11 protein-coding genes and 1 pseudogene are annotated in these 16,841 nt (G+C 36.1%); 9 read left to right on the forward strand and 3 right to left on the reverse strand.

Annotation, left to right across the window (positions count from 1 at the left end; genetic code table 11):
• Positions 1-107: 107 nt before the first annotated feature.
• The 3 genes and pseudogenes from clpB to IPI31_08865 all read left to right on the forward strand — a co-directional run bounded on the left by clpB (position 108) and on the right by IPI31_08865 (position 4,487).
• Positions 108-2,703 (forward strand): annotated as a pseudogene (gene clpB, locus IPI31_08855) (ATP-dependent chaperone ClpB).
• Positions 2,704-2,944: 241 nt separating this feature from the next.
• On the forward strand, positions 2,945-3,118 hold the full coding sequence (locus IPI31_08860) for a hypothetical protein (GenBank protein MBK7567923.1): 174 nt from the start codon (positions 2,945-2,947) through the stop codon (positions 3,116-3,118).
• 73 nt (positions 3,119-3,191) lie between these two features.
• The gene (locus tag IPI31_08865; protein ID MBK7567924.1) at positions 3,192-4,487 is read left to right on the forward strand and encodes a T9SS type A sorting domain-containing protein; all 1,296 of its coding nucleotides are present in this window, start codon (positions 3,192-3,194) and stop codon (positions 4,485-4,487) included.
• Positions 4,488-5,230: 743 nt separating this feature from the next.
• Here the strand turns inward: IPI31_08865 and IPI31_08870 are convergent.
• Positions 5,231-6,634: a sodium:solute symporter family protein gene (locus IPI31_08870; protein ID MBK7567925.1), complete on the reverse strand. Its 1,404-nt coding sequence runs from the start codon at positions 6,632-6,634 to the stop codon at positions 5,231-5,233.
• Between the two features lie 191 nt (positions 6,635-6,825).
• Here IPI31_08870 and IPI31_08875 point away from each other — a divergent pair, with 191 nt between their 5' ends.
• The 6 genes from IPI31_08875 to IPI31_08900 all read left to right on the forward strand — a co-directional run bounded on the left by IPI31_08875 (position 6,826) and on the right by IPI31_08900 (position 14,406).
• A complete protein-coding gene (locus IPI31_08875; GenBank protein ID MBK7567926.1) occupies positions 6,826-8,703 on the forward strand; it encodes a M1 family metallopeptidase in 1,878 nt (625 codons plus the stop codon).
• A 20-nt stretch (positions 8,704-8,723) separates the two neighbouring features.
• Complete coding sequence (locus tag IPI31_08880; GenBank protein ID MBK7567927.1) at positions 8,724-9,746, forward strand: sulfotransferase; 1,023 nt, start codon at positions 8,724-8,726, stop codon at positions 9,744-9,746.
• A 149-nt stretch (positions 9,747-9,895) separates the two neighbouring features.
• The gene (locus IPI31_08885) at positions 9,896-11,092 is read left to right on the forward strand and encodes a glycosyltransferase family 4 protein (protein ID MBK7567928.1); all 1,197 of its coding nucleotides are present in this window, start codon (positions 9,896-9,898) and stop codon (positions 11,090-11,092) included.
• Positions 11,093-11,100: 8 nt separating this feature from the next.
• On the forward strand, positions 11,101-11,961 hold the full coding sequence (locus IPI31_08890) for an alpha/beta hydrolase (GenBank protein ID MBK7567929.1): 861 nt from the start codon (positions 11,101-11,103) through the stop codon (positions 11,959-11,961).
• A gap of 329 nt (positions 11,962-12,290) precedes the next feature.
• Positions 12,291-13,019: a hypothetical protein gene (locus tag IPI31_08895; protein MBK7567930.1), complete on the forward strand. Its 729-nt coding sequence runs from the start codon at positions 12,291-12,293 to the stop codon at positions 13,017-13,019.
• A 151-nt stretch (positions 13,020-13,170) separates the two neighbouring features.
• Positions 13,171-14,406, forward strand: coding sequence for a peptidase C1 (locus IPI31_08900; protein ID MBK7567931.1), 1,236 nt, complete (start codon positions 13,171-13,173; stop codon positions 14,404-14,406).
• Positions 14,407-14,656: 250 nt separating this feature from the next.
• Here IPI31_08900 and IPI31_08905 read toward each other — a convergent pair whose 3' ends face one another.
• On the reverse strand, positions 14,657-15,346 hold the full coding sequence (locus IPI31_08905; protein MBK7567932.1) for a response regulator transcription factor: 690 nt from the start codon (positions 15,344-15,346) through the stop codon (positions 14,657-14,659).
• Positions 15,343-16,791 (reverse strand): HAMP domain-containing histidine kinase, encoded by a 1,449-nt coding sequence (locus tag IPI31_08910; protein MBK7567933.1) that lies wholly within the window; start codon positions 16,789-16,791, stop codon positions 15,343-15,345. Before IPI31_08910 ends, IPI31_08905 begins: the two co-directional genes overlap by 4 nt.
• Positions 16,792-16,841: the final 50 nt, after the last annotated feature.

Genomic DNA, 16,841 nt, shown 5'->3' on the forward strand with positions numbered 1-16,841 from the left:
TGTCGCTTGAGACCAATGCAAAACAGCCAATCTGTCTCACTTTGAGGCAATTAGGTATAAAGTATATTTATTGCGTATAAGAAATACGATAAGAACAATCTAAAATTATGAATTTACAAAATTTCACTATAAAAAAGTCAGGAACTGATCCAACAGGCACAGCAACTGGCCATGCAATCGGATCACCAACAGATCACCAACGATCATATTTTAAAATCTATGATAGGTAGTGACGATGAGGTGATAGGTTATTTATTAAAAAAATTAAACGTTAATGTCAATTATCTTGAGCAAAAGATAGATGAACAATTAGCAAAATTACCTAAGGTAGAAAGTAAGGGTGGCGAATATTTATCTCGTGATGCAAATCTTACCATTGCAAAATCGCAAAATTATTTAAAAGAATTTGGTGATGAATTTGTTTCGGTGGAACATATTTTATTGGGAATTCTTGCGAGTAATGATGATGTAAGTAAATTATTAAAATCGCAGGGAGTTACGGAGAAAGATCTTAAATCTGCAATAAAAGAATTGCGCAAAGGAACTACCATGAATTCGCAGTCAGGAGAAAATCAACTCAACGCATTAAATAAATATGCTGTTAATTTAAACGAACGTGCAAAATCGGGAAAATTAGATCCTGTAATTGGTCGAGATGAAGAGATAAGAAGAGTTTTGCATATTTTATCGCGCAGAACAAAAAATAATCCGATCTTAGTTGGTGATCCAGGTGTGGGAAAAACTGCAATTGCGGAAGGTATTGCACATAGAATTGTGAATGGTGATGTGCCTGAAAATCTGAAGTCAAAAATTATTTATTCCCTCGACATGGGTTCTTTAATTGCCGGAGCAAAATATAAAGGCGAATTTGAAGAACGATTAAAAGCAGTTGTAAAGGAAGTAATTCAGAGTGAAGGGCAATTTATTTTATTTATTGATGAGATACACACTCTCGTTGGTGCCGGAGCAAGTGAAGGTGCCATGGATGCAGCAAATATTTTAAAACCCGCTTTGGCTAGAGGAGAATTAAGAGCAGTTGGAGCAACAACTTTAGCGGAATACCAAAAATATTTTGAAAAAGATAAAGCACTCGAACGCCGTTTCCAAAAAGTATTGGTGGATGAACCGAGTATTGAGGATAGTATTTCTATTTTGAGAGGATTAAAAGAACGTTACGAAAATTATCATAAGGTTCAAATTAAAGATGCCGCTATTATTGCTGCAGTGGAATTGAGTTCACGATATATTTCCGATAGAAAATTACCGGACAAGGCAATTGACCTCATTGATGAATCCGCAGCGAAATTGCGTTTGGAAATGAATTCCGTTCCGGAAGAATTGGATGAGGTGGAAAGAAAAATTCGTCAGCTCGAAATTGAACGCGAAGCAATAAAACGCGAAAAGGATGAAAGAAAATTGGAAGAACTCAATAAAGATATTTCTGAACTTTCTGAAACGCGCAATGCAATAAAAGCAAAGTGGCAACAGGAAAAAGAATTGGTGGATAAATTGCAGCAAAAAAAATCGGATATAGAACAATTCAAATTGCAAGCCGAACAATTTGAACGCGAAGGAAATTACGGGAAAGTTGCAGAATTGCGTTACGGAAAAATTAAAGAAGCAGAAACCGACCTTTTAAATTTTGAAACGGAATTAAAACAATTGGATGCAACCAAAAGGTTGATGAAAGAAGAAGTGGATGCTGAAGATATTGCAGAAATTGTCGCTAAGTGGACCGGTATTCCCGTAACAAAAATGTTGGAAAGCGACAGGATGAAATTGTTGAAGCTGGAAGACGAATTACATAAACGCGTGGTTGGTCAGGATGAAGCGATAATTGCTGTTTCTGATGCAATAAGAAGAAGCAGGGCAGGTTTACAGGATCCCAAAAAACCAATAGGTTCTTTTATTTTTCTTGGAACCACCGGTGTAGGAAAAACAGAATTGGCAAAAGCAATTTCCTCTTATTTATTTAATGACGAACACGCAATGACGCGCATAGATATGAGTGAATATCAGGAACGCCACAGTGTGAGCAGATTAATTGGAGCTCCTCCGGGTTATGTGGGTTATGATGAGGGTGGACAATTAACAGAAGCAGTGCGCAGAAAACCATATTCTGTTATTTTATTGGATGAAATTGAAAAAGCACATCCGGATGTATTTAATATTTTATTGCAGGTTTTAGATGATGGAAGATTAACGGATAATAAAGGAAGAACTGTTGATTTTAAAAACGCAATCATCATTATGACCAGTAATATTGGTTCGCATGTAATTCAGGAAAGATTTGAAGGGGTTACCGAAAATAATTTACTCGCAGTTACCGAAACAACAAAAATTGAAGTAATGGATCTTCTGCGCAAAACAATTCGACCTGAATTTTTAAATCGCATTGATGAAGTGATCATGTTTAAACCATTATTGCGACATGAAATAAAAGGCATTGTTGAAATACAATTAAATGGTTTAAAAGAAATGCTTGCCGAACGTGATATTAAAATAAGTTTTTCTGATGCAGTAATTAATTGGCTCGCCGAAGAAGGATTTGATCCTCAATTCGGAGCCCGTCCACTCAAACGCGTTATCCAAAAAGAGATAGTTAACGAACTATCTAAAAAGATCTTGTCGGGAGAGGTGAAAAGTGATGATACGATAGTTGTGGATGAGAAGGGTGGGGAAGTTGTGTTTGGGAATGCGTAAGTATGGCAGAACTTCATGAATGATTATTCTTATTAGTCAAGTAAAATTTTTAGAGGGACGCCGCGTGAGCGATTGTAGCGGAAAGCCCACAGCGAGGCACGAGCGAGGACTTGTAGCGAAAAGCGCGGCCCGCAGGGACACGCCCAAAATCCTTTTAAATTTAAACGAAATATCTTTTCTACCCACCTTTTTTCACAACTCAATATTCTTCCTTACATTTGCACCACAAAAACCACCAAAAATGGATCATACCGAAAAACCTAAGTATAAAGTAAAAGTGAACATGAAATGGCTGTTATTGGGCCTTGTGTTTAGTGCTGCAACCGTTATAATGATCATTTTCATGAGCCAGTTCTTCTGGATAATGTTGCCTTTTGCCTTTACATTTCTGGCACTTTCCATAGACGCTTTATAAAAGTGTTTTATATCATTTTAAAGGGTGAGGATTCGTATCTTCACCCTTTGCTATTTAAAGTAATTAACAAATGATGCGTAACCTCCTCCTTTTAATAAGCCTTTGCTCTTTTCAATATATAAAAGCACAACCCGCTCCGGACTGGTTCACGTACCCCGCAACCCCTACTGCAGGGCGTTTCGACGATATTTTTTTTATTAACGACTCCATCGGATGGGCAGTGAACAGTGATGGGGAGATATTTAAAACGATAAGTGCCGGCGAAAACTGGATTTTGAAGCATAGCAGTCCCGATTATTTCAGGTCTGTGGAATTTTTTGATGAAAATGTCGGATTTGCAGGGTCGTTATACGGCAGATTGTATAAAACAGAAGATGGTGGCGAAAATTGGGAGGATATCTCTGCACTGCTTCCCATTTCTTTTGATGGTATTTGCGGAATGAGTGCTGCGGATGATACCACAATTTATATATGCGGAGTCTGGAGCAACCCGGCCTATATTTTTAAAAGTACCGATAAAGGCGAAAGCTGGGAATTTATAAATATGACCTCCCATGCCTATTCGCTGGTAGACATAAAATTTACGGATGCAAACCATGGTTTTGTGTCGGGACAAAGTGCAAATCTGGATGAGGGCGGAATAATTTTATACACAGAAAATGGCGGTGCAGATTGGGAGGTAAAAAAATTAACAGATCACCCGAATGATTACGTATGGAAAATACAATTATTGGATTCCGTTAATGCTTTTGGTGCTGTTGCTGATGTTGCCGGAGGATTTGAAACGCGATTTTTAAAATCAATTGATGCAGGCATGAATTGGGAAGTAAAAACAGTAAGTGATGAATATCATTATGTTGAAATGTGTGGTTTTATAAATGTTGATACGGGTTGGACAGGTTCTTACGATATTTTAGAAACTTTTGATGGTGGCGAAACCTGGCATATTAATAATTTCGGTTATAACATGAACAGATTTTTTAAAGTAAACGATAATCTCGCATTTTCCTCCGGCGAATCTATTTATGTTTATTCGGATACAAGTTATATTGCGCCCGTTGATACAACAGAAGAGGATACCACAGAAGTTGCCATTCAAAATATTTTTGATCCAATTCACGCATTATTTAATATTACACCAAATCCATCACAAAATTTTATTTCAGTAAAATATACCATAGATAGAAATACAACAATTGACCTCAATGTTTTTGATTTGAACGGACATTTAATTTATAGATTATATCACGGAAAAATTATTGCAGGCACCTATACTCAAAATTGGGAGCATAATTTAATGTCTGGAGAATATATTATTACCTTGCATAGCAATGAAGGTTTATTGTGGGAAAAATTTGTTGTTCAATAGGCATATTTATTAATCGCAACACAATAATAATCTTTTAATTTCTCCATTCTTATTTGTTCAATCTTTTATGTTTCTTGTGGTAAAAAAGATCATAAAGATTTTATGTATATTTAGAATATTGTTCTTTGGGCGTTTCATTATGTCTCTTGTGGTAAAAAAATAACCACCACGTCACAAAAGAAAACATAGAAGAAACTCAACGCTAACCCCGGGCAGGGGTGGCATTATTATAGAAAAAAACAGAAGAAATTCTACGCTAACCCCGGGTAGGGGTGGTATTATTATAGAAAAAAAATAAGAGAAATTCTGCGCTAACCCCGGGTAGGGGTGGCATTATATACCACCCTATAAAAATACAGGTGTACAATTATTAATCAAATAGAAGACTATTTTGAAATATCGACTTTTAAAATTAATATCGTTTTTGTGTTTTGGGATATAATGCCACCCCTGCCCGGGGTTGTATTCCAAACAATTAAATGTTGTATCTATAATAATGTCACCCCCTGCCCGGGGTTGTATTCCAAACAATTAAATGTTGTATTATAATAATGTCACCCCCTACCCGGGGTTTACTTTTCGATATCAACAGAAAAAATGCATGGGCTCTACACACAAAGGTTACACGAAAAACTTCATGTAAAATGGAGGAGAAAGGAGAAAGGAGTAAGGAGTTCAAATTTCTTGCGAAATTTTACAATATCCCACGATTTATTTTCCTATTTCCTACTTCCTATTTCCCTTTACGCCAATCTTGCAGCCGGTTTCCTCGCTTCAAAAAATTTGCCCGTATACATAAAAATAAAACTCACCACCGTTGCCGGAAGAAATGCTTCAACAGGTAGAACAGGAAATATATATTCGAATAAAACGTAAACAATTATTCCGCTGAACATGCTCAACATTGCTCCTGTTTTAGTTGCATTTTTAAAATAGAGTCCTGCCACTACAGGGGCTAATAAACTCACCATACCCAATACTGCAGATTCACCCACTAATGCAAAAATATTACTGCGCATCATGCTTATACAAATGGAGATAAAACCAATAAAAATTACACTTAATCGCAGTATTCTTAAAAATTGTTTATCGGTATATGTTTTTTTGGATAATGGTTTAATAAAATTTTCTGCCAATATACTCGCAGGCGCTAAAATTGCTCCGCTGCATGTGCTTAATACAGCTGATAATAATGCACCAAAAAATATGATCTGCAACCAGAACGGAGTATGCTCGGTTATCATGGTTAAAATAATCGCCTGCGTATCTTCAAAAGTATTTTCCGGATAAATCACCTTTGCACACAATGTTATAAATAATGGCATCATCGCAATTAAAATATATAATCCCGCTCCAATATACATGCTGCGGACTGCACCTTTTTCTGTTCTCGCAGAATTTGCTCGTTGAAATACATCCTGCGAAGGAATATATCCGAGTCCTACCACCATCCAGGCACCCAGCCAATTAATGATGGAAAAAGAATCGCCATCCGGTAAAAAATGAAATGCATTTTCAGGAGCATTTGCAATTACATTATCAAACCCTCCTGTAACATTTAATAAGAAAAAAACGGCAAAAATAAATCCCACCACAATAATGATACTCTGTATAAAATCGGTGATGGAAACTGCCCACATTCCTCCAACCATGGTATAAACCATCACAATACAGGCACAAATAATGGATGCACTTTGAATGGATACTGCTCCACCCGTTGCAAATGAAAAAATATATCCCAAAGCAATAAACTGAGCAGCGATATAGCCGAAAAAGGTGAGCAACATAAAAAAGCTCGCTGTTACTTCCGCAGTTTTACCATATTTTATTTTGAAAAGATCGCCCAGAGTGAACAAATTCATGCGATATAATCGCCTGATGAAGAACATTCCGAATAAAACGAGGCATAAGGCTGCTCCGAACGGATCTTCCACTACTCCACGCAATCCGTGCTGTGCAAATTCGCTGGAAGCTCCAAAAATGGTTTCCGAACCAAACCAGAGTGCAAAAAGATCGGCGGCATTTAAAAACAGAGGTAGTCTGCGCCCGGCCTGAACGAAATCTTTGGATCCTTTTACGAGTTTGCTCGTGTAAATCCCTACCGCAAAGGTTATCACCATATAGATGATAACAAAAGTGATTAACATTTCCTGCCGGCTGTTGTTTTAGTGATTGTGAATGGTTTTCGGTGCCCCGCCCGCTTTTGCTGCGAATGGCGGTCAAAAATATAAATATTTGTGAATTTGAGGGTCTTTATTTTTGAATAAGCTGTTAAGATATCAGCAAGTTTAGAATAGGGAGCCGACTTTCTGTAAATTTGCCGCCACAAATCAACTGTATGAATCTGAGAGTATTTTGTTTATTGCCATTGATCATCACACTGATAAGCTGTAATACGAAGGAAAAAAATTCACCAGACCAACAAACAAATATGCAAATAATAGATCCGCACTCTTTTGCCAAAACAAATGAAGCTGTTGTTAAACATTTAAGCTGGAAGGCAAAAATAGATTTTGACACCAAAGTTATATCAGCTGTTGCCACCTGGACCATTGAAAATAAGTCGAACAGCGGACAGGTAATTTTCGATACCCGCGATCTGATCATTGAAAATATAATGGTGGATGGAAATACCAGCTCTGATTATAAATTAGCAGATACTATAGCAGGGCAATCTTTTTTAGGTTCTGCACTTATAGTTGATATTCCTACATCTGCAAAAACAGTGAGTATCACCTATAAAACTTCCGAAGGCGCAGCGGCTCTCCAATGGTTGAATGCAGAACAAACCCGCGATAAAAAATTTCCGTTTTTATTTACGCAATCGCAGGCAATTTTATGCAGAACCTGGATACCTTGTCAGGATGGGCCGGGTGTGCGATTTACATTTGATGCTCAGGTGGAAGTTCCCAAAGGAATGATCGCTTTAATGAGTGCGGAAAATCCTCAAAAGATAAATGAAGATGGTGTTTACCATTTTAAAATGGAACAACCCATTCCCTCTTATTTAATGAGTCTTGCAGTTGGTGATCTTGCATTTAAATCTGTTGGAAACGAAACCGGTGTTTATGCCGAACCTTCTTTTGTGGAAGCTTGTGCATGGGAGTTGAGCGATATGCAAAATATGCTCGAAAGTGCGGAAAAATTATATGGAAAATACCAATGGGGAAGATATGATGTAATCGTTCTGCCTCCGAGTTTTCCTTTTGGAGGAATGGAAAATCCAAGAATTACTTTTGCCACTCCAACAATTATTGCAGGTGATAAAAGTTTGGTCGCACTTGTTGCACATGAATTAGCACATAGCTGGAGCGGAAATTTAGTTACCAATGCAAATTGGAACGACTTCTGGTTAAATGAAGGATTTACCGTCTATTTCGAAAATAGAATTATGGAAGCAGTATACGGTAAAGATTATGCCGATATGTTGCAGGTTTTGGAATATGAAGGACTGGTAGAAACGGTAAAAGATTTTGGTGCAACATCTCCCGATACACATTTAAAATTAAAATTAGAAGGTCGAGATCCTGATGAAGGGGTTTCAGATATTGCATATAATAAAGGAGCTTATTTTTTACGTTTGCTCGAAAGTAAAGTAGGAAGAGAAAAATGGGATGTTTTTGTAAACGGTTACTTTACAACCAATGCATTCAGTGTAATGACCACCGAAGATTTTATTATTTATCTGAATAAAAATCTGATAGAACCCAATAAAGAAAAATTTGCGGATGTAAATATTGATGAGTGGATATATGGCCCGGGTATTCCTGCAAATTGCCCAAAGGTAGTTTCTGCGCGATTTGAAAAGGTTGATGATATTTTGCAAGGACTTAGTAGTGAAAATAATATTCCGGTAGATCAAGTTAAATCCTGGTCGACACATGAATGGTTGCGTTTTATTTACCAGTTACCTGATGATATTTCTTTGGAAAAGATGGTTTATCTCGACGGTTTATTCAAGTTTACCGGAACAGGAAATAGCGAAATTGCAGATGCCTGGTATGAACTTGCAATTAAGAGAAATTATTCCGTTGCATATCCTGCAATTGATACATTCTTGTGTTCTGTTGGAAGGAGAAAATTCCTCACACCATTATATAAGGCTATGATCAAAACCGGCCAGAAAGATATGGCTGTTAGAATATACACAAAAGCGCGCCCAGGCTATCATTATGTTGCCCAAAACACTATGGACGAATTAATTGGGGTTAAATAATTTATCTTTGCTGCCTGGAAATGAGTTTGACTGCAAGTGAAAAAATAATCTTTATCGTAGGTAATTCCCGCAGTGGCACTACAATGATGCGCCGTGTATTGGGAAATCACTCCAACATATATATGCTGGAGGAATTGCATTTTTTTGAGCAGCTTTGGAGTACTTCCGACAAACATAAAGTGATCTCACAGGAGGAAGCACAAACACTTGCTTCTAAATTATTATTTATTCAAAGAGATGGGTATTTATCTGCTATGAATTTAGATAAATATCAATCGGATGCGCAGGAAATTATCAAAAATATAAAAGGAGATATTTTTCCGCATAGCGTTTTAAATGCATTTTTGTTTTTTGAAACAAGAAAACATGATAAGTCCATTCCTTGCGAAAAAACTCCTCAGGATGTATTTTATATTGGTGAGATTCTGGAATTATTTCCCGGAGCCAAAATAGTGAACATGGTAAGGGATCCGCGTGGAGTAATGTTGAGCCAAAAACGAAAATGGCAACGGCGAGCTATGGGTGCTAAATTTATGACGAAGAAAGAGCAGCGTAGGTTAAAAATAAATTATCATCCCATAACCATTTCCAAATTGTGGAATTCCAGTATAAGAGCTGCGGCAAAATATAAAGACCATCCGCAATTGCATACCATGTATTTCGAAAAAATGGTGAATGATTCCCAAATCGAAATTAAAAACCTATGTCAGTTTTTGGAAATTGATTTTAGTGAAAATATGCTCATGATTCCTCAGGTTGGTTCCAGCAACGAAGCCGATAAACCGGATGAATTCGGAATAAAAACAGAAAGAGCAGGAAATTGGGAAAAAGGGGGATTAAATAACGGCGAACTTTGGTTTTGTCAGAATATTTGTGGCGATAATATGAAACAATTCGGTTACACCGTTAATAAAGTAAATCCAAATCCCCTTTATATTTTATATTATTATATTTCATTTCCAATAAAGATCGTTTTAGCCATATTATTTAATTTGCATCGCATGAAAAATATGGTGGAGGCGATTAAACGGAGGTTGAAATAATTTTTTTTAATTAATTTATACATTTAACAAACCATAGAAAGTTGCATAAATAGTCGAAGGAAAATCAATCGGGAATTAATTTTATTTATAGGTTAATTTCTTTGCGTTTACTTCGCGCCCTTTGCGTCTTCGTGGCAAATTTTTTTTTCATGTCGCTTGTTCGTAAAAAAGTACTACATATCACAATTCACCTTCCCTTCCCAACCAACCATGGTGCAAGTTTATTTAATTCCTACAAGTTAGCAACTTACCTTCATAAAAATCACGACCTGTTTTTTGCCTGTTTTTTAAAGGGAGATGATGTTAAATATAAAGATGCATTTCTTGCCGACACCGGTATAAAACAGTCTTATTTTGAAGTATTAAATGTAGAAAGAACCCCGGCAAATCTCATAAAAAGTTATGTGAAAGGAATCACCATAAACATGTTTCGGAATTATTCAGAAACAATGAAAAAAAAGATTGAAAGTATTGCAAACGATTTTGATGTGATTATTGCGGAGCATTATGAAGTGATGCAATATATTCCGAAGAGTTATAAGGGAAAAGTAATTTTTCGAAGCCACAACGCTGAATATTTAATATGGAGCCGATATGCAGAAGTGGAAACAAATCCCATTAAAAAATTCGTAATTCAACAAGAGGCAAATAGAATTAAAAAATGGGAATTGCGATATGTAAAACAAGCCGATATTGTTTTAGGTGCTACCAACGACAATGCCATGCATGAACCTGATCCCGAAAAACGAAAATTAAAGTTTCGCGATTATTTACATATAGGGGAGGATGATCAGATCAAAATTCCAATTCCAGCTTTTGATACTTTGGAAAATAGTCTGGTATATGTTGGAACCCTAACCTGGGAAGCAAATATTGAAGGATTAATTTGGTTTGTGAACGGAACCTGGAAAGAATTAAAATCGAAATTCCCCGAATTAAAATTATATATCATTGGAAAAAATCCCGACCAGCGATTAATACAACTTGCAAAGGATCATAGCGATATTATTATCACAGGATTTGTTATTGATCTGGAAGAATATTTTACAAAATGCAAAGTCAATATTATTCCCCTTCGTTTCGGTAGTGGAATGAAGGTGAAAACAATAAACGGATTATGCAGAGGAATTCCTATGGTGTGCACAACCATTGGAGCAGAGGGACTTCAGGTGCAACATGAAAAGGATATACTAATTGCAGATGATGTAAAAATGTTCGGGGATTATGTGGCAACATTATTGACAGATAAAAACAAATGGGAAAAAATTGCAGCTGCAAGTAAAATTACTGCTGCAAAATATTACACCTGGGATAGTTTATATACAATACTCGACGAAAATATCTAACTTTGAAAATGTTTCATCCTAAAATATTAATTCTTCCTTTTTTATTTCTGATTTTCACAGCTTGTAATAATGAGGATGAACCAACCGCTTTGCTGGAAGAAACTATTTACGAAGTTTCTTATGGTGCTGACCCTTTACAAAAATTAGATGTTTATTTGCCCGCTTCCAGAACTTTGGAAACTAAGTTATTAATATTCGTTCACGGTGGAAATTGGAACGCAGGTGATAAAAGTGATTATGCTTTAGTTTTGTCTGATCTTCAGCATCGCGGATTTGCTATTGCGAATATTAATTACCGACTGGCAAATTCCGCCTCCGGAATTTTATACACCGAACTTGCTGATGACGTGAGAGCAGCAGTAGATTTTTTGATCTCCAAATCAAATGCATTCGTTTATTCACCAAATAAAATAATAATTTCCGGTCATAGTGCCGGCGGTCATCTCGCATTATATACAGCTTACCATAATAATGCTGATAATGCTATTAAAGCAGTTTTTAGTCTCGCAGGCCCAACGGACGTAACAGACGATTATTTTTTAACTAATCCTGATCTAAATGCTTTGATCGAAAATCTTACCGGAACAACTTATCTGGAAGATACTGCAATATGGATGGAAGTTAGCCCTGTAACGCATGTAACCTCGGCCTCCGTGCCAACACTGTTGCAATATTGTGGACTGGATTTTATAGTTCCAGCCTCACAAGGTGAAATATTAAATAATGCATTGAATATTGCTGAAGTAGAACATCAATATTATTTTTATCCTCTTTACGGCCATGATATGGGAACAATTTATTTTGGTGGGCACTTGCCGGAAGATGTTAAAAATGATATTCTTAATTTTGTGGAAACTTACGGAAATTGATGTACCAATGAACAGCCGGCCTGTGCATGAAATAAATGCAAACCATGAAAAAAAAGTGAACAGTAAACAGTGGGCAGTCAACAGTTTGTAACATTGAAGGATAATCCTCCGTATTGAAACGAGATGAATAATAAATAACAATCAAAAAATAAGAAACCCGTCAGTGGCCGGGCAGGCATTAATCGGATCGTAACCCAAAAACTTTTGCAAACCCTGTAAACTTTTGGTAACCCAGAACTCCGAACTCCGAACTCAGAACCCAGAACTCAGAACCCAGAACTCAGAACCCAGAACTCAGAACCCAGAACTCCGAACTCATAACTAACAAAATGGTAATAGATCATAAACACAAATTTATTTTCGTAGAACTTCCACTAACGGCTACGAGTGCAATTTCGAAAGAAATTCGAGAGCAATATGGATGTGAGCCCTTTTTAAATAAACATGCTACGTATGATGATTATTTGAGGAAGGCAAATGCGGAAGAAAAAAAATATCGATCAATTGGATCTGTTCGCAATCCGTTAGATCAGACGGTGAGTATGTATTTTAAATACAAGAACGATCTGGATGAAAGATTTTCTTCTGGAAGAAAACGCCCGGGGAAATGGTTGCGAAAGTCGCTTGCAAAAAACAGAGATCAGGAGAGATATAATTTTATAATTCAAAATAATGCATCCTTTGAAACCTATTTTCTGAAATTCTTTAAATGGCCTTATAGCAACTGGAGTATTTTACATCACAAAAAAATGGATCATATCATTCGTTTCGAACATTTGGTTGCTGATTACAGAAAAGTATTTACAGAACTCGGATTGCCAATAACCCGTGATCTCCCTCAGGCAAATAAAACTCCGGAAAAGAAATCAGATTTTTGGAGTTATTACGAAACAGATAAAGCTAAACGGCGTGCAAAATTTGTCTTCGGTCCCTTTATGCGATATTGGGGATATAGTTTCCCCGAAAACTGGTCCCATATTAATGAACCCGCTCATGCGCAGTTTTTATATGATCTATTGAATATTCCGAGAAAGTTGTATTGGAAATTCTTGAGATAAATAAGTATTTTATGTTTATTTTTAGATTGGGTTTTATTAGCGGTTACTTCGCGCTCTTCGCGACTTCGCGGCCTCAATCTTAGCAAACATTAACAAAATTTATTTCCTCCCCAATAACATTAACCTTAAATTTGTTTTACAATTTGCGACTATGAAGAATTTATTTTTACTTGCTGCAATATGCAGTTTCTCCGTTTCCCTTTTTGCACAACAACCCACCAAGGCCGAATACCGCGAGCCGAAGGGAGGTTATTTTAATGATGTCATAATGACTGATATCAATAAAAATGTGCCGGCAACTCCTAAGGATAATCGTGTATTTAAAATTGATGCCAGCGGAATTTCCGCTCCTAAAGATCCTTCATTATACACGCAGGTATGGCATAACGATCCTGTTAGTCAGGGTAATACCGGAACATGCTGGTGTTTTTCCACTATGTCGTTTTTCGAAAGTGAAACTAAAAAAGCAAGCGGACTCGAAGTGAAATTGAGTGAGATGTATGTGGTGTATTGGCAATATGTAGAGAGAGCAAAATATTTTGTTGCCAACAGAGGCAATATGACCTTTGGTGAAGGCAGCGAAACAAATGGCACCACCTGGATGATAAAAGATTACGGAATAGTGCCTTACAACGATTATAAAGGAAAAACATCCACTGCAAGTTTTTACAATCATGAAGCCATGTTGGGTGAAATGAATACTTATTTGCAAAGTATTAAAACAAGTAATAATTGGAATGAAACTGAAGTGGTAAATACCATTAAATCCATTCTTAATTTTTATATGGGAGAACCACCAACTAAAGTAACGTACGAAAATAAATCGTATACACCAATTGAATATGCAAAAAATATTTTAAAACTCGACATGAATAATTATGTTGATTTTATGAGCCTCATGCAAAAACCGTTTTATACCAAAGCAGAATATGATGTCCCTGATAATTGGTGGAATGACGCATCCTATTATAATTTACCCGCAAATGAATTTATGGAAGCATTAAAAACTGCGCTAAAAAATGGTTACAGTATTAGCATCGGCGGTGATGTTTCAGAACCGGGTTGGGATAGCTGGAATAATATGGCCGTTGTTCCCACATGGGATATTGCAAGTGAAAATATCAATGATGCTGCACGTCAGTTGCGATTAAATAATGGTTCCACAACTGATGATCACGCTATGCATCTGGTGGGATTTAAAGAACAGGATGGAAAAACATGGTTTCTCTTCAAAGACTCCGGATCCGGTTCCAGAAATTGCGGAGCGGCAAGTCCAAGTTTCGGATATATTTACGTGAATGAAGATTATGTAAAACTTAAAATGATGTCGTTCACTGTGAATAAAAATGCAGTGAAGAGTTATCTGGAGAAGTTTGCATCGAATTAACTTGTCGTGAATCGTGAACCGTGAATCGTGAGTCCGCCGAGATCGTGAATTCGGGATCAAAGTATGATTTCTAGAAAAAGTTCCATGCGGTCAATCTCATTACTCATTACACATTACTCATTTCGTAGTCGTGAATCGTGAATCGTGAATCGTGAATCGTGAGTCCGCCGAGATCGTGAATCCTGATCAAAGTTTGATTTCTAGAAAAAGTTCCATGCGGACAAACTCATTACTCATTACTCATTACTCGTCACCCTTCCACCACAAACTGATACCCCTTCCCTTTAAGTGTAATGATCTTAATTCCCTCATCACCAGAAAAATATTCCCTCAACTTGCTGATATAAACATCCAGATTTCGTGAATTAAAAAAGGAATCATCTCCCCATACTTCCAACAATAATTTTTTGCGATCTATTGTTTGATTCAGATTACGAGAAAATACTGTGATAACTTCTGCTTCTCTGTTGGAAAGATGATGGACAGTTTGTAAAAATTTTAACTCAAGTTTATGAGGATTAAAAATATATTTTCCAATAGTTATAGTTCCCGAAGTATTTAGAATTTGATTATTTATTAGTTGAAACTGATTATTTATGCGCGCAACAAGTTCCTCAATACTAAAGGGTTTGCGAATATAATCTGTTCCTCCTGCGGAAAATCCTTCAATTACATCCTGAGTCTGTGTTTTAGCAGTAAGAAAGATAATTGGCATGTTTTTATTTAGATCTCTAATCTGTTTGCCCAATTCAAAACCATCCACGTTTGGTAACATCACATCTAAAATGCATATATCCGGTACAAATTTTTTAAAATTATCCATTACCAATGCACCGTCTTTAATTAGTAATACATCAAAGCCTTTTTGTTGTAAGGTCTCCGATACAATTATACCGAGATTGGGTTCATCTTCCACATATAATATTTTTTTTGTTATCATGGTTTCGGAAATTGTAATGTAAAGGTGCAACCTGAATCAGGATTGTTTTTTACTTTAATGGAACCTTTATGTTCTTTCATCACCTGCGCAACATAAAATAAACCCAATCCATATCCCTTCGTATTGTGAATATTTCCGGAAGGAACACGAAAGAATTTTTCGAATATTTTTGTTTTATATGCCTCCGGAATTCCCGGACCGTTATCACTCCATGTTAAAACAATATGATCTGGGGTTGAGCTGATTTTAATGGTTATTATCGATTTATCTTTTGCATATTTAATGCTGTTTTCGGCCAAATTAAATAATATTCCTTTTAAATGTAAAGCATCTCCCAAAACAGTGGCATTTTCAGTATCAGAATAAAAATTAAATTCCGTCTGTTTATTTTGAAGCTGTAGGGTTTGAATGGTTTCTTGGGTAATTATATTTAAATCATGGTATACTTTTTGATATACCAGTTTTCCATTTTCATTTAATACCGTATTCATTACTTTATTAACAAGTAATTCCAAACGCTCAATTTCTTCTGATGCCATTCCCAGATAGTCTTTAATTTTCTCCTTTTTTTCCACAGGATCCATCGCTTGAATAGATTCTATTGCAACTTTTACGGTTGCGACGGGAGTTTTTAATTCGTGCGAAATGTTACTGATAAGATCATCTTTTAAAGTAGCGAGTTTAATGTGACTTTTAATACTGCGATAAGAAAATATAAACGAAGTTACTATCAATAGGAAAAGAATTAAAGAAAATATCCCTTCCGGTAAAATTTGTTGTAGAATATAATTATTGTATTGTGTCACCTGAACGCCAAAAGGTTTTTCGAAATAATGACTTTCATAATAAAACGGCGTTGGTGGAAATTTGCTGTGGGTTTTATTTTGTTTCCAGTTTGTAGTAACGGATAATTTTTTGTTGCTTAAATTTTCTGCAAAAAAAGTTTTCATCATAACCGAATCGTCTCCGGTTATCATATTCTCAAAAAAATCGTGACTTCCCTCCGGTCCTCTTACTTTGGAAATAAACATTTTAACACCACTGTAAATTATATCAGTACTGTCTTCCTCTACCCGAAATTCTATCCTTGCATTTTCCGGTAAATTTTTCCGCATGTTATTTCTATGAATTAAGGAAGTGTCAAATTTTACATCTTCTAATATAATATTTATCGAGTCGCCTTCCGGATGTGGTCCCGTGTAATTTATTGTTTGTATTTCGAAACCCGCTGTATCCAGTAACATAGGTTCGATAAAATTTTTCGAAATAACGCTATCCATCAACCGTGACTCAGCTGCAATAAATTGTTCGAATAACTCCTTTTGCAGAATATTTTTTTCTCCTGTATACTCCGTCTGTAACCAGCGTATAATGAATACCAATAACAACAATGCACTGGTTATCATTAAAAAAATAACTCTTGATAATTTTTGTATTTTTATCATAAATATTAAACAAAATTAACTATAGTCTTTTTAACTTGTGCTTCGATTAA

The sequence above is a fragment of the Bacteroidota bacterium genome, from assembly GCA_016706865.1.
Taxonomy (GTDB): domain Bacteria; phylum Bacteroidota; class Bacteroidia; order Chitinophagales; family BACL12; genus UBA7236.

Bases quoted from the DNA above. Each gene is read 5' to 3' on its own strand.
- IPI31_08910 (MBK7567933.1), bottom strand. From the start codon at position 16,791: ATGATAAAAATACAAAAATTATCAAGAGTTATTTTTTTAATGATAACC.
- IPI31_08885 (MBK7567928.1), top strand. From the start codon at position 9,896: ATGTCGCTTGTTCGTAAAAAAGTACTACATATCACAATTCACCTTCCC.
- IPI31_08865 (MBK7567924.1), top strand. From the start codon at position 3,192: ATGCGTAACCTCCTCCTTTTAATAAGCCTTTGCTCTTTTCAATATATA.
- IPI31_08860 (MBK7567923.1), top strand. From the start codon at position 2,945: ATGGATCATACCGAAAAACCTAAGTATAAAGTAAAAGTGAACATGAAA.
- IPI31_08895 (MBK7567930.1), top strand. From the start codon at position 12,291: ATGGTAATAGATCATAAACACAAATTTATTTTCGTAGAACTTCCACTA.
- IPI31_08880 (MBK7567927.1), top strand. From the start codon at position 8,724: ATGAGTTTGACTGCAAGTGAAAAAATAATCTTTATCGTAGGTAATTCC.
- IPI31_08890 (MBK7567929.1), top strand. From the start codon at position 11,101: ATGTTTCATCCTAAAATATTAATTCTTCCTTTTTTATTTCTGATTTTC.
- IPI31_08905 (MBK7567932.1), bottom strand. From the start codon at position 15,346: ATGATAACAAAAAAAATATTATATGTGGAAGATGAACCCAATCTCGGT.
- IPI31_08900 (MBK7567931.1), top strand. From the start codon at position 13,171: ATGAAGAATTTATTTTTACTTGCTGCAATATGCAGTTTCTCCGTTTCC.
- IPI31_08875 (MBK7567926.1), top strand. From the start codon at position 6,826: ATGAATCTGAGAGTATTTTGTTTATTGCCATTGATCATCACACTGATA.
- IPI31_08870 (MBK7567925.1), bottom strand. From the start codon at position 6,634: ATGTTAATCACTTTTGTTATCATCTATATGGTGATAACCTTTGCGGTA.